The following is a 14559-nucleotide window of genomic DNA, read 5'->3' on the forward strand; positions in this document are numbered from 1 at the left end:
AAAATTCAGCAGGTCAAAGATAACTACTTTGCAACATAGTTGCAATTAATAGTTCTACTGAAGAAGTATCATCTCCCGATTTATCTCAACTTCGGCATATTGATGAAGTTTGAAACGATCATACCATGCGAGCGGCTGCGGCCCTATATTCGGCAGTTTGTGATCTCCGAGAGTAGTGGGGAGCAGGCATACCAGGTTTTTCCGGGAACCGGGCTGGTATTAGGATTTCAATATCGCGGCAGTCTTTCGGTGATCCGCGACAAGGAGAAAATGACATTGTCAGGGGCTGGCATCACGGGCATACTGGATAGCGTCCGTAGTTTTAAAAGCCATGCGGAGACAGGAACAGTACTGGTTTACTTTACTGAAACAGGCCTCGGAAATTTCACCGTTTGTCCGGCAAACGAATTATTTGATCTCAGCATTTCGCTGGACAATATTTTTGACAAACAAAAAGTAAGACAGGCGGAAGAAAAACTGGCCGCAGCTACAACGGATCAGCAGCGGATTGCTATCATGGAAAGATTCTTCCTTTTACAACTGAAGGATATCCAACAGGATCATGTTATAAAGGATGCGGTCAGGCTGATCTGCGCAAATAAAGGAAGCGTACAAATGGCGGCGCTCAGTAAGAAACTACTGATCAGTCAAAGTCCGCTTGAGAAGCGTTTCCGGAAACTTGTAGGAGCCAGCCCAAAGAAATTTGCTTCGATCATCCGCTTTCATTCCGTGCTGAACGACCTTAATGAGCAAAAGTCGTTGATGGATATTTGTCATGAGCATAAGTTCTTTGATCAGGCTCATTTCATCAAAGACTTTCGCCGGTATACGGGTACCACTCCCCAACTGTATCAGAAGAAATCGCAGATACCATAAGAAGCCCTATTGTCTTTCACTATAATACTTGCTTTTTATCTCCGGGATCAAAGCCTGCAGATTTTTGATCCTGGTCTGATCGCCCGGATGAGTGGACAAAAACTCCGGCACCTTATTCTTGTTAACTGACGCCATTCTCTCCCAGAAAGGAACAGCTTCTGACGGATCATATCCCGCCATACTCATAAAGATCAGCCCCAGCTTATCTGCTTCGCTTTCCTGCATGCGGCTATTAGGAAGCGCAAGCGCGAGGTTTGATCCGATCATATATAAAGCCAGGAACAACGCCTGGGTTTCCTCCTTTTTCTTTTTGAGCGCTTCCTGTAATACAAGCCCTCCCAGACCGACCAGCAATCCGTCACTCATTCGTTCATTACCATGGCGTGCGATGGCGTGTGCAATTTCGTGACCCATCACTACCGCCAGCCCGGCTTCTGTCTGAGAAACCGGCAACAGTCCCGTATACACCACCACCTTCCCTCCCGGCATGCACCAGGCATTTACCAGGTTTTCATCGATCGTATTGAATGTCCATTGAAAATTCTTCAGATCTTTATTAAGGTTATTCTGCTGCATATAACTTTCGACAGCCCGCTGTATTCTCGATCCTACTCTATTCACCATCATTGCTCTGCTGTCAAATAAAGAAAGCGTTGGACTAACTTTCACTACTGAATCGTATTGAGTAAATGACATCTCATTCAGCATGAACTCGGGAACAAGATTTAACTGTTTCCGGCCGGTTACCGGAACTGTTTTACACGATGTGACCAGGAATGATACAAGTACAAAGACTACAGCATATTCAAGTCGTTTCATAATGCAGGAGTTTTAATTTTCAGAATCCCGTCCAGGCTTGTTTCTTAGCAGCATCCCACCCACTCTTGCTGCTGATGGTTTGCTTACCCGAACGATCACTGGTGTAATACGTCCACCCAATACGTGTTGCATCGAGCGTTAACAATGTATTCCCGTTTTTATCCTCGCAAGACAATACGGTGATGTCTTCCATATTGATCTTGTGCTTTGTTATGCGCCGATCTGCAGACAGTACAGTAACGACGATCTCCCCGGACTTTAGTTTCTTTCCATTGTTAAGTGCATTCCGGAATTCATTTGTTGCAGCGCCGGCGGGCATGGAGAAGCTTAGAGAAGTATTATTATTCGTTGAAGCGGCAACAAGGTTGTCGACTTCTATTTGCCTTTCGAATCCGCGCGCTAATGAGCTGCCTTTAATAGCGGCGCCTTCCGCATTGGTAAACTTTCCAAAATCTTCGGTGGAAGAACGTTGCGCCATCAGCATCAGCGGCGCGATGATAAGCAGAGAAAGAATTATTTTTTTCATATTGTTGTTGTTTAGACCTTGAGATAAAAGTAATTTTTGTTGGAAGACGGGTAAATCCCTCTTTCAGGGGATTTAACAGCAATGTCATTTAGTTAAGATATCTTTCTACACTAGCTCGATGGCCGATGACCGATGACCATCGAATGAACTTTCGGGAAAATCCTTAAAATATGGGATATTTTGACAGCCTTATCGCTTTCATGCAAAAGCTTCCGGGCATGGGTCACTCTATTGCAAAAGGAAGGACAGACAGCGGTTTATGGTGGATAAAGTTTCAATTGGACATTGATCATCCATTATCGTGGAGAGTAGTACAGGAGCTCGCATTTGTTGTAAACTATATCTCGGTTGAAGAGCGGCTGCCAACTGCATTTTACCCGGTGTCTCCTCCCCCATATCTCAATGGCGGAGCACGGGAGTTCTTATCCTGGGTTATTGAATCGACAACACCGGACTTCACCCCCAACGACCTGGCCCAATGGCTGGAAGGAAGATTACCAGCTCCTGTTGACGATCTAACGCAGTGGGAAGAAGAATAAACAGGATAGTTAGCTGCACTGATTTGAAGAGGGAGGATAGTGAATGCTCATGTTCAGTTCCTTATCTTCTCATTTACTTCAATTTAAAACGCCCGGAACTATGATCCGGGCGCTTACTTAAATACATTCTATTCGTCCCTTAAAACTCCACATCATCCGCCACATTCCCTCCCTGTTCCGCAGCAAACTTTGCTGCATATTCCTGTTGCTTTTTTTGTTGATGATCAACATAATGCTGAATGTTCTCATAATTGCCTCCGCTCATCTCCTGGTTCTGCACCTGCATCCATTTCATCGCCACGCCCTGAAAATCTCCGAGTGAGATACCAAAATTGTCCTGGATCCATTGTGCTCCATCATAACCGTATTCGTATGCCGCCTGTCTTGCGCCATTCAACTCTTCATAAAAGTATCGGTCTGTGGTCATTTTCTGCAGGTTATCTTTTCCTTCATCACTAACTTCCGGCTGAAGGTCTTTCAGCTTTGGATGATTCTCCGCGTCTCCGAAGTACTGCCCGAATTGTGTTGTCACCTCCCAGGTACCATCTTCCTGCATACGCGTTACCCACAATGCAGACGCTTCTTCGAACACTGCGGGCTCGATGCCAAGCTTTTTACAGATCTCCTTTACATCAATACCGGAAGCCATTTTTGCAGATATTGCTGCATAATCATACAAAGAAACGCCGTGGATCGGCTCTAATAAGGGATTGCTCATAGTCTGATCGCTTAAAGTTTATACTGTTTGTAATCGGTCAATAACCTTGTATAGAATTTTTCATGTTCCTCCGCCAGTGCCGGGTTGAGGCTGTTCCATTCATCAAACATCGCCCGCAGATAGGTGTAGTACAGATCCGGGCGTTTCTTTTCCAACACCTCTTTTTGACTCCGCCGCTCGTCTATCTGCTTTCTCTTTTGCGCAAGAACACCTTTATCCTTTTCATGTATCAGGCTTAACTCCAGGCGATGGGCCTGCAAATACAGATCATGCACTTTCTCCGGTATCGCATCGTGCTCTTTCAGCAATTGCTTTGTTCTTTGCTCAGCAAGACTTCGGGCTACATGTTCCAGCAACCTTGCCTGTGACCCTGGCTCAAACGTATTCCTGGTTTGGCAGGCCACACACGTGATATAGGTAGTGGTAAAATAGATCCTGTCAATCGTGATCGGGCTTCCACATTGTGTACAACGGAACTTACCCTTGATAGCATCGTGCTCATCCAGGATCCGCTGATACTTTACTTCGAAATCTTCCACGCCGGTATCTTCCACCCGTTCCCTGTAAGCCGAACAAAGCGCATCAAGCTGGTGATGCCTTTCGTAACACTCATCACGAAACTGGTAACACATCTTAGGGATCTTCTGATCATTATAGGAATACCACAGCGTATCGATTTTCTCCTCCTTCACATCGACCGCCTTTTTCCTTATGCTTTCGATCTGTCCAAGCACTGCAGCTCTCATTCTGTGATAACTTCTCTTGAACTCATCTGTATCCGTATCAAGCAATGATTGCAGTTCCGGTATCGAAGCCTCACCAAACTCTTTCAATTTATCTTCCAGCTTGCCAATGAAAACAATGAACCGGTCCCGGGTTTCCTGTATTTCCTTTATAGCTTCACTATTCTGACCATCTTTTGCTGTCTTCTCAAAAAATCCGGGCATGCTTATGTATTTGAGGAATTATCCTGTTTTTTGATATTGATGCCATCAGTCAGCTTCACAGAAAGAAATTCAAAACTGCAATAGGCGCAATGTGTCAACCCATCATGAGCGGCGCGCCCAGCACCACAGTTCGGGCAAACCCTGGCAGTAAGCTTTGCAGACTCCTCAATAAATTCTCCCCCATAAGATTTCTGCATCATGGCCTTCTGTTTCATCTTCTCCAGTAATGTAAGAGATTTCTTTCCGTCTGACATGATTTACAGTTTTTCAATCAGTTCAGCTTTTTTGGCTTTGTATTCCGATTCATCGATCAGGCCATTCTCAAAAAGTGTTTTCAATTGCTGCAGTCTTCCGGCGATATTATCCGTGAAGGACGGAGTGGACGATTGACCCTGCTGAACCTGATTCATCATTATCCCCATTGCTACCGTATTTGCAGTGGCCTCGTTCAGTGCCGTACCTTTTTCCCCGATGGCCTGTGCCGTATTGAACCGGGTATACTTATCCATATCACTCACCATATTCATATTGGTGATCCTATCGTAATGCGCAGAAACTTCTTCGGGAAGAGTAACGCAGGTGATAGTAAACGTGACCAGCTCAATTCCGAACTGTGCAAAATATGGCCGCAGATAGGGCTCTACTTTACGGCCAAGTTCTGTCACATTACCTGCCACATCCTTCACCGAAATATTCTGTTGAGCCAGTACTTCTCCGAATTTTGGCGCAATAAAATCACGCAACTCATGTTGCAATTCAAAAATGGAGAATGTCTTATAAGAACCCGCATACTGCCGGAAAAAAGCGGCGATATCTTTTACCTGTATATCAAACGTACCAAACGCCCTGATCCGGACCTGGCCGAATTCCGGATCACGCATCAGCACCGGTGCCGGCGTTCCCCATTTAAGATTAACGAACTGGCGAGTATTGATAAAGTAGACGTCGGCTTTAAATGGACTGTTGAATCCATACTTCCATCCTTTGAGCCGGCTTAAGATCGGAATATTCTCGGTTGCGAGCGTATGAAGACCCGGCAGAAACGTATCTGCGAGTTGACCTTCGTTCAGGAAAACAGCAACCTGCGATTCACGTACAGTAAGCTTCGCTCCGTTCTTGATCTCCTTATCCGCATCTTCATGTTTCCACATCAGCAGATTAGGATCTGGCGTAATGCCCTCAATAATGTCGATGAATGGTGATTTCATGTATACCCTGTTTGATGTAAGAAAAAGCCTGATCAACCAGTAAAGCATTCCACCACACATTATCATCAAAAGCAACAGCCCCATCACCATTGTGCAGGCTTATCATTCACAAAAGTGAAAATTCTATTGCAATAAATGGGCCGTAAATAATTCATGTCAGTTAGCCGAAAAAAGATATTCGTGTATCAAAAATCCTTTAGAGAGTATAACAGTTAAAGAACAGAAAATAACAAAAAGATAAATGAGCAAAAAAATACCAGTCACTAAAAATAAAGGCTATTGAATAAATTTAAAGAGCAGTTCACGCATTTCAATCAACTCGTAGGGCTTGATTATAACTTCGTCCGCACCTGCAAGTTTTGAGAGGGGGATAACTGACGGACTTGCTGACATTATGACAACCGGGATGTTTTGTGTTTCTTTTTTTGACTTCAGGAAACGACAAATATCAAGACCATCTATGCCGGGCAATTGTTTATCGAGCAGGAATAGATCAGGTAAGGTTTTCAATCCGGAAAGAATAGCATTGCCGTCACGATAAGCGGTAAGTTCAAAACCCATTGCCTGAATGAAGAGCCTGAGCGTATCGGTGATGGCGGGATCGTCTTCCACGAGAATAATCTGTTTCATACTGATTCTTTACTGATGAAAATGTAACAAGAAAAAATGAACGACACAGAAATATGATGAAATGCCGTTTACAGCCGCATTGCTAACGGAAGATATTCAGTTCCTGTTCTATCTGCTCTATGATTTTCTTATTGGGAGAGGTGATCTTGGCCCATCCATCTGAAGCCGCACCGGGAACCGCTACTTCAACCGTCCAACCAAAATTCAGTAACGCGGGGTACCGTTGACTTTCCGGTAAATCAGTTGCCTTGAATTTCAGTGGAGTGATGTCATGAAAAACCGCATAACAGCCTTGTTCGTCCCACACATCAATAAACCTTAAAAAATCAATCCTGGTAATTGATATATCGACATCAAACTTTTTCAATAATGGATTCAACGATAACTCTCCTGTGAGTATCTCAAATCGAAAGTCAGCACGCTTTCTGCCATAGTGCGAGAAATTTTCGATAGTGACGTTATCGCTCCCTAACCCCGCTGCAAAGAGTATGATTTCCTTAGGACATTCAAAAATTTCCAATTGGTAATAACGGTCATTCAAGTCCCTTCGTTTATAGCTTCCCATATGCGCGCTCATAATTTCGGTTAATGATTCAGATAGCAACAGCTGTTGCCCGGTGTTATTGGTCGTCATTGACATCCGAACAAGACTGTCGCACAAACTTATATCGAACAATTGGAAAGAGAAATAGGTCACAGAAGTATGCCCCGCTTTGCGCATCTCAACGCCCGCACTCTTCAGACTGCAAGACGTGTAAAAAACAGTCTTCACGTTTATACGGTGAAGCAGTGGGCCTGCCCGAAGAAAATTAAGTTTGACATAACACGGAGGTCGTGTATTTAAATAAAACCGCCCTGTAGCTGCATTCAATATTGCGGTCAAATCAGTAATTCCGAAAGACTCATCTGAAAAATAAATTTTGATAAATGAACAATGTTCATTTATTTTGTGCCATAATTGAATGATATGGGGATTGCAGATCGAAAAGCCAGGGAAAAAGAAGATTTGAGAAACCTGATATTGAAGTCAGCTAAGAAGCTGTTTGTTGAGAAGGGCGTCGAGCAAACTACCATTCGCAGCATCGCTGAAAGCATCGATTACAGCGTAGGGACTGTTTATCTGTATTTTAAAGATAAGAATGCCATATTGTATGCCTTGCATAGCCAGGGGTTTTCTCAGCTCAGCGGTGACTTTAAAGTTTTATATAACGTAAGCGATCCTCTGGAACGGCTAAAAGCCCTTTGCAAGGTATATATTCAATTCGCAGGTGATAATCCGGATATGTATGACCTAATGTTTAACCTGAAAGCGCCCATGGAGTTCCTCGATGCCATTAATGAAGGCGAATGGAATGAAGGGAAGGGCGCGTTTGATGTGTTGCATACTACAGTAAAACAATGTATTTCCGAAGGTCATTTCACTGGCCATAAGTCTGAACCGCTGGCATTCATGGTCTGGAGCCTTGTGCACGGCATGTGCAGCCTGGAGATCAGCAAACGATGTATCGGCGTAAACATAAAGAACCCTGAGACCATCGTGTCCGAAGGCTTTGCAGAGTTTGCAAAACTAATTACCAGACTATAAGTTTTTTTTGCGCCTTTACTGAACAATGTTCATTATAAAAACAACGATCAATGAGACGTTTTATCACGGCTGTATCATTCGCTGTGGCAGTTCCCTATGCCGCTTCCTCCCAAACCCATCTGGAACGATATGTAGAGTTCGGATTGGGTAACAACGAAAGCGTAAAGCAGCAACAATTCATTCTTGAAAAGAATCTTTATGCATTGAAGGAGGCAAAATCACTATTTTTTCCGACTGTGAGTTTCAACAGCACCTATACGCTTGCTGGTGGCGGGCGAACAGTGGATATCCCCATTGGTGATCTGATGAATCCTGTCTACGCCACACTTAACCAACTGACTGCAAGCAATAATTTTCCGCAGGTTAAAAACCAAAGCGTCCTATTGAATCCGGATAATTTTTATGATGCCAGGCTTCATACCATCTACCCCATAATAAATGCTGAACTGAATTATAATAAAAAGATAAAGGGACAACAATATGATCTGCAAAAAACAGAAATCGGCATTTACAAAAGAGAACTCGCAAAAGACATCAAGATCGCATATTATAATTATCTAAAAGCAACGCAGGCAATCCGTATCTATGAAAGCGCCCTCTCGCTGGTGAAAGAAAATGAGCGTATCAATACTTCGCTTTTCAACAATGAAAAAGTAAACCGTACTTCTGTTATCAGGAGCACAAATGAGGTAACTAAGATAAATGCTCAACTTAATACCGAAAAACAGACACAGGAAAATGCGAAAGCCTATTTCAATTTTCTCCTTAATCAACCCCTCAATTCCGCAATCCTTGCCGACTCACTCGCTGCCATTCCTGATATAAATATTCTAAGCGATACAGCTGTAAATCGCAGAGAAGAGTTACTCAAATTAAATACCGCTTCAGCGATCAGCGAAAACCTGGTAGGGCTCGCCAACTCTTACAAAAGACCAAAGCTGAATTCCTTCCTTGACGTCGGTTCGCAGGGCTTTGATTTCAAGGTCAACAGTAACACCAGGTATTATTTTCTGGGCCTTTCTCTTGAATATAACATTTTTTCTGGTGGCAAAAACAAACATAAAGTAAAACAGGCGGAGGCCGACTTGAATAATATCAAAGCTCAAACCAGCTATGTATCACAGCAATTGGCATTACAGGTAAAAATATCCGCCAATACGTTCAAAGCCGCTGTGATCAATTACCAGGCAGCACTCTCTCAGGTTGATGCATCCGAGAAATATTACAGAGATATGTTACGACTATACAAAGAAGGCTCGGCCCTCTTCATCGAATTGCTCGATGCGCAAAATCAACTCGTTTCAGCACAACTGCAGGCAAATATTTCCCTGTATGACACATGGATCAGGCAATCAGAGATCGAAAGGGCCAATGCCGGATTGCTCATCAAATAAAAAAAAACTTATGTATACAACTAAAATTGTTTTCTGGCTTCTAGCCGGTACAACATTGCTTTCTTCTTGCGTAGAAAAAAAAGATCAGCAGCAAGCGACAACCTTTGCCAATGAAACGATTCCTGTAAAGACCATAGCCGTTGAGCGGTTGACATCTTCTTTCTCAATCGCTTCAACCGGCTTACTAACCACGGAGAATGAAGTAAATTATTCTTTCAAAATCGGCGGGATCATCGAAAGTATAAAAGTGTCTGAAGGCCAGTTTTTCAAACGCGGACAGTTGTTGGCCACGCTTAAAATAACAGAAATAGACGCTCAGGCAACGCAGGCCAGTCTCGGCTATGAAAAAGCAAAAAGAGATTTTACCAGGGCAGATAACCTTTATCGCGATAGCGTTGCCACACTCGAACAATTGCAGAATGCAAAGACCAATTTGGATATTGCGCGAAAGACGGTAGATGCAGTTGAATTTAACAAGAGGTACGCATATATCTATGCTGACGCAAACGGCTTCGTTGCGAAGAAATTGGCCAACGAAGGAGAGGTAGTCAATGCTGGAATGCCGGTACTCGCCATCAATGAAAGTTCGGGAGCTTCCGACTGGATCCTCAGAGTAGGCGTAACGGATAAAGAATGGGCCACTATCCAGATCGGCGATAAAGCCTCAGTCACGTTGGACGCCTTCCCCGAGCAAGTCTTCCCGGCTAAAGTATTCCGGAAGTCACAGGCGGCTGATATTGCCAGCAGTTCTTTCCAGATAGAGTTAAAGATGGCACTCGGAGCTATAACACCTGCTGTCGGATTATTCGGCAAAGCCGAGATCGAAACGAAAAATACCGGGGATATGATGGTCATCCCATATGCTTCCCTTGTCGAAGCCGACGGAAATAAAGGGTACGTGTTTACAACGCAGGGGCTTAACAAGGTTAAAAAGATACCGGTCACCATACTGAAGTTTGACAACAATAAAGTGTACCTGAAAGACAAGTTTTCCAACGACGAACAGATTGTCGTGTCAAACAGCGCTTACCTCAATGAGCAATCTTCCATCAAAATCATTCAATAAACCGCGACATGAAAATCACAAACTTTTCTGTAAAGAATTATCAGTTCACGCTGATCATCTTTCTACTCGTGGCGGTCGTAGGTGTATTGACCCTTTTCACGATGCCGAGATCGGAAGATCCTACCACGCATCCACCCCAGTACATCATTACCGTGATCTACCCTGGTACCAGCCCTAAAGATATGGAGGAGCAGGTGGTGAAGTCGATAGAAAACAAGATATACGGGCTGGAGAATATCGATAAGATACTGACCTATGTTGAGGATGGTGTTGCAGTAATCCAACCCAAATTCAAATATGGAGTAGATGTAGATAATAAATACCAGGAGATTTCCACAGAAATCAACTCCCTGAAAAACAGCGAACTTCCCAAAGACATTTATCTCATCAAAACAGAAAAGGTTTCTTCGGCCGACGTTAAAATTCTCCAGGTTGCCCTTGTCTCCAATACCGCTTCGGCCAAAGCCCTACGCGACGAAGCTGATCTGTTGAAAAGCAGGTTGGAGAAAATCACCAATCTCAAGGAAGTCAAATATGCCGGCATTCCGGAACAAGAGATCCGTATAGATATGCAACTGGATAAACTGGCCCAGCTGAGAATTCCACTAAACGTCGTGATTGGAAGCCTGCAGAGTGAAGCGGCCAATATTCCCGGGGGAAGTATAAATCTCGACAGTAAAGTCTTCAACGTAAAGACAAGCGGAAAATTAAAAAACGTCGATGATGTCGCCAACACAGTTATTTATAATGCAAACGGTAAGATTATTTACCTGAAAGATGTGGCCGAGGTGAGTTATAAAGATGGCACGGTCAATCACATCACTCGTATCAATGGAAACCGATGTGTACTTGTTACTGCTGCGATGAAAGATAATGTCAACATCAGTAACGTAAAAGACGAATACATGCCCGTACTGGATGAATTTGTGAAAGATCTGCCGGAAAATATAAACCTGGTGAAAAATTTTGATCAGGCGGACATGGTATCACAGCGTCTAGGACATCTCGGATTTGATTTCATACTGGCCATCGCGTTGGTTGTGATCACCCTTCTACCCCTGGGATTCAGAGCTTCCCTGATCGTGATGATCTCCATCCCCCTGTCGCTTGCACTCGGTTTGATCACCCTGAATTTGCTGGGCTACTCCCTTAACCAGTTAAGTATCGTTGGCCTCGTGGTAGCTTTGGGTCTGCTGGTAGATGACAGCATTGTTGTGGTGGAAAACATTGAAAGATGGCTGCGAGAAGGCCACTCCAAAAAGGATGCAATCCTGAAAGGAACGAAGCAGATAGGAATGGCCGTTGTGGGTTGTACGGCTACACTAGTGATCGCTTTTCTTCCTCTCGCCTTCCTGCCGGATGTAGCCGGTGAATTTCTCCGTAGCCTGCCGATGGCCGTTATCACCAGCGTGCTGGCTTCCATGCTCGTTGCCCTTACGCTAGTTCCTTTCATCGGAAGCAGATTGCTGAAAACACACACTCATGGAGAAGGAAACTTCTTCCTGAGAAACTTACAAAAGTTCCTGAATTTCTCTTACCGCAGGATCATGCCGAAGGCTCTGAAATGGCCAAAAGTGTCGATCGCTATTTCACTCGCCCTGAGTGTGCTGGCCTTTCTGTTATTTCCCCTCGCTGGCTTTAAACTCTTTCCCACATCAGAAAAACCAATGTTCCTAATCAATGTGAAGTTGCCACTGCAAGCGGATATCCCCGAAAGTGACCGTGTGACTAAACTGATCGAAAGAGAACTTAAAAATCACAAGGAGATCGTATACTATACAGCCAATGTCGGCAAAGGAAATCCGCAGATCTATTATAACGTGCACCAGCAAGATATCAAGTCTGACTTTGCACAGATATTCGTTCAATTGGAAGACGAAGCAACACCTAAACTCAAAACAGACCTGATCAGGAAACTACGTCAGCAATTCAAAGATTTCCCTTACGCTAAAGTGGAGGTGAAAGATTTCGAACAGGGCTCTCCCATTGAAGCAAACATCGTAGTCCGCGTGTTTGGTGAAAATCAGGACACATTACAGGCATTATCTTTTAAGATAGAAGACATCCTTCGCAAACACCCGGGAACGTTTTACATCAATAATGAACTGAATGTAAATAAATCTGATGTAAAGATCGTGATCAACAGAGAAAAGGCAAGAACATTAGGGGTACTCACCAGCGATATAGATAAAGTTGTGCGAATGGCTGTCGCCGGGCTCAATGTCGGCGATTATATCGACGATAAAGGTGATGCACGAAATGTCGTAATCACCCTTCCACGGGAAAAGTTTTCAACCCTTGATGTGTTGAAGAATCTATATGTAAATAATATCCAAGGTATACCGATACAACTAGACCAGATCGCCAGCATTGCATTTGAGTCTTCTCCAACAGCGATCAATCACTTCAACAAAGCGAGATTTGCTAAAGTCACTTCTCTTACAAAAGACAATGTTTACGCAAACGACATTTTAAAGGATATAGTACCAAAACTGGATCAGCTCAAACTTCCGCCGGGGTACTATTACAAATTATCAGGCGAAGCGGAATCCGAAGGCGACGCACTCGGTGGAAATTTTCTGGCAGTAATACTCTTGAGTGGGTTTCTGTTTATCGGCGTTCTACTGTTGCAGTTCAAAACATTCAAAGGAATTATCATCGTTTTATCCATCATTCCGCTGGGTATTTTAGGCGGCGTGATATTCTTATTGATAACCGGCAATCCCATGTCACTCGTATCGATCATCGGCTTTATCGGGCTTTCTGGCATCCAGGTAAAAAATTCATTGTTACTTGTCGACTTTACCAACCAGCTTCGGGCAGAAGGTCATAGTATTGATGAAGCAATTAATATAGCGGGTGAAACACGTTTCCTGCCCGTGGTTCTTACTTCGATCACCGCCATCTGCGGGCTTCTTCCGATCGCATTAAACCCCAACCCACTTGTATCTCCCCTGGCAATTGTACTGATTGGCGGATTGATCAGTTCGACCGTGCTTGCCAGAATTGTAACGCCGGTGATGTACAAGTTGATTCCTCCGCGAATCGATGACAAAGAATAAATGCCCACTGGAATAGATAAAAACAACCATCCTTATCCACTAAAAAATACTACATGAAAGAGTATATATTGCTAACAGGTGCTTCCTCAGGAATCGGCTATGAAATGGCTTTCCTGTTGGCCCAAAAAAACAAGAATCTGATACTGGTCTCCCGATCCCATGAAAAACTTAATCAAATGCGGGAAGAACTCATCCAAAAATATGGCGTGTCGGTCTATTATATCGTCAAAGATTTAACCGATGCACGTGCCGCGACTGAGCTGTATCAGGATATAAAACGGCAAGAATTGCTGGTAACAGCCCTGATCAATAATGCAGGCGTAGGGCATTATGGTAGATTTATTGAGATAGAAGCAGCGGATGAGCTTAAGATGATCGAATTGAATGTTTCCAGCGTAGTTGTATTGACCAAGTTGTTTGCAAGAGAAATGGCAGAGTATGGGACCGGGAGGATAATGAATGTATCCTCCTTACTGGCATTCCTACCCTTTCCTTATTACGCTGTTTACTCCGCAACTAAAGCCTTTATCCTTGCGTTTTCGGACACTGTTGCTGCAGAACTGGAACATACAGGGGTTGTCGTGACGGCACTTTGTCCCGGTCCGGTAGACACAGGTTTCAATAGCGAAGCCATGCGCACAACTAATGCTTTTAGAGCCAATAAGCCGATGCCGGCACGTGCTGTTGCGGAGCAGGGGGTTAAACTTCTTTTAGAAGGGAAAGGTAGTAAGGTTGTAGGATTCATGAATCGTCTACTTTCATTTCTGCCTCGATTAGTTCCTGGAACTATAATGATGAGGGTCAAAAAAAAACTGGCAAGCCAGCAGAAATAGGGGTTGACTTTAGAGTAAGCCCCTAGCCTGTCTCCCGGGGACAGTTGCGGTTATACCTTTTCTCAAGATGAACCATTTTTCTAAACTCAATATTTAGTAACGTTGAGCAAATGATGCCGTTTCTTCCAGGAAAAGGATATATCCTCATTTTCTCAAAAAGTGATCGAAATTCTTTACGAGGAGTGGAAGTCAATTTTCCGTGTTCTGCTCCAGGGAAAAGAAGAATCTATCAGGAAGTTACGGGCTCCTAGCATTCATCACATTCCTAAGAGCAAACTCATCCGTAAATACGAGCCGAACTGTCTTTACCGGCCCAGCACTTCGAAATATAAGTAGCACCTGCAATGAAAAAATGA

General features: G+C 43.8%; 15 protein-coding genes. 7 read left to right on the top strand and 8 right to left on the bottom strand.

The features are described 5' to 3' along the window. Positions 1-102 precede the first annotated feature (102 nt). Positions 103-876: a helix-turn-helix domain-containing protein gene (locus tag LZZ85_RS27140; protein ID WP_237877110.1), complete on the top strand. Its 774-nt coding sequence runs from the start codon at positions 103-105 to the stop codon at positions 874-876. Positions 877-882: 6 nt separating this feature from the next. Here LZZ85_RS27140 and LZZ85_RS27145 read toward each other — a convergent pair whose 3' ends face one another. Further along, entirely contained in the window at positions 883-1695 is an 813-nt protein-coding gene (locus LZZ85_RS27145) for a M48 family metallopeptidase (protein ID WP_237877052.1), read from the bottom strand. Positions 1696-1714: 19 nt separating this feature from the next. Beyond that, the gene (locus LZZ85_RS27150; RefSeq protein ID WP_237877054.1) at positions 1715-2221 is read right to left on the bottom strand and encodes a type VI secretion system tube protein Hcp; all 507 of its coding nucleotides are present in this window, start codon (positions 2219-2221) and stop codon (positions 1715-1717) included. Between the two features lie 170 nt (positions 2222-2391). Here LZZ85_RS27150 and LZZ85_RS27155 point away from each other — a divergent pair, with 170 nt between their 5' ends. After that, positions 2392-2760, top strand: coding sequence for a hypothetical protein (locus tag LZZ85_RS27155; protein ID WP_237877056.1), 369 nt, complete (start codon positions 2392-2394; stop codon positions 2758-2760). A 139-nt stretch (positions 2761-2899) separates the two neighbouring features. Here the strand turns inward: LZZ85_RS27155 and LZZ85_RS27160 are convergent, their stop codons facing one another. The 6 genes from LZZ85_RS27160 to LZZ85_RS27185 all read right to left on the bottom strand — a co-directional run bounded on the left by LZZ85_RS27160 (position 2900) and on the right by LZZ85_RS27185 (position 7035). Next, positions 2900-3478, bottom strand: a complete 579-nt coding sequence (locus tag LZZ85_RS27160; RefSeq protein ID WP_237877059.1) for a DUF6620 family protein — start codon at positions 3476-3478, stop codon at positions 2900-2902. Between the two features lie 11 nt (positions 3479-3489). After that, on the bottom strand, positions 3490-4425 hold the full coding sequence (locus LZZ85_RS27165; RefSeq protein WP_237877061.1) for a hypothetical protein: 936 nt from the start codon (positions 4423-4425) through the stop codon (positions 3490-3492). Positions 4426-4427: 2 nt separating this feature from the next. Continuing rightward, on the bottom strand, positions 4428-4679 hold the full coding sequence (locus LZZ85_RS27170; RefSeq protein WP_237877063.1) for a hypothetical protein: 252 nt from the start codon (positions 4677-4679) through the stop codon (positions 4428-4430). Positions 4680-4682: 3 nt separating this feature from the next. Beyond that, positions 4683-5633, bottom strand: a complete 951-nt coding sequence (locus LZZ85_RS27175) for an SPFH domain-containing protein (protein ID WP_237877065.1) — start codon at positions 5631-5633, stop codon at positions 4683-4685. Positions 5634-5909: 276 nt separating this feature from the next. Continuing rightward, complete coding sequence (locus LZZ85_RS27180; protein ID WP_237877066.1) at positions 5910-6263, bottom strand: response regulator transcription factor; 354 nt, start codon at positions 6261-6263, stop codon at positions 5910-5912. 82 nt (positions 6264-6345) lie between these two features. Next, a complete protein-coding gene (locus LZZ85_RS27185; RefSeq protein WP_237877068.1) occupies positions 6346-7035 on the bottom strand; it encodes a hypothetical protein in 690 nt (229 codons plus the stop codon). Positions 7036-7230: 195 nt separating this feature from the next. On the opposite strand from LZZ85_RS27185, the gene LZZ85_RS27190 reads away from it, so the two are divergent. From LZZ85_RS27190 to LZZ85_RS27210, 5 genes are read left to right on the top strand one after another with little or no spacing between them, the layout of a single operon-like run. Then, complete coding sequence (locus LZZ85_RS27190; RefSeq protein ID WP_237877070.1) at positions 7231-7848, top strand: TetR/AcrR family transcriptional regulator; 618 nt, start codon at positions 7231-7233, stop codon at positions 7846-7848. 50 nt (positions 7849-7898) lie between these two features. Then, a complete protein-coding gene (locus LZZ85_RS27195; RefSeq protein ID WP_237877072.1) occupies positions 7899-9242 on the top strand; it encodes a TolC family protein in 1344 nt (447 codons plus the stop codon). A gap of 10 nt (positions 9243-9252) precedes the next feature. Beyond that, positions 9253-10308 carry an efflux RND transporter periplasmic adaptor subunit gene (locus tag LZZ85_RS27200; RefSeq protein ID WP_237877074.1) on the top strand — a complete coding sequence of 352 codons (1056 nt, stop codon included), beginning with the start codon at positions 9253-9255 and terminating at the stop codon, positions 10306-10308. An 8-nt stretch (positions 10309-10316) separates the two neighbouring features. Beyond that, positions 10317-13370, top strand: coding sequence for an efflux RND transporter permease subunit (locus tag LZZ85_RS27205; RefSeq protein ID WP_237877076.1), 3054 nt, complete (start codon positions 10317-10319; stop codon positions 13368-13370). 53 nt (positions 13371-13423) lie between these two features. Further along, the gene (locus tag LZZ85_RS27210) at positions 13424-14203 is read left to right on the top strand and encodes an SDR family NAD(P)-dependent oxidoreductase (protein ID WP_237877077.1); all 780 of its coding nucleotides are present in this window, start codon (positions 13424-13426) and stop codon (positions 14201-14203) included. The last annotated feature ends 356 nt before the right edge of the window (positions 14204-14559 follow it).

Source organism: Terrimonas ginsenosidimutans, assembly GCF_022012415.1.
GTDB lineage: Bacteria > Bacteroidota > Bacteroidia > Chitinophagales > Chitinophagaceae > Terrimonas_A > Terrimonas_A ginsenosidimutans.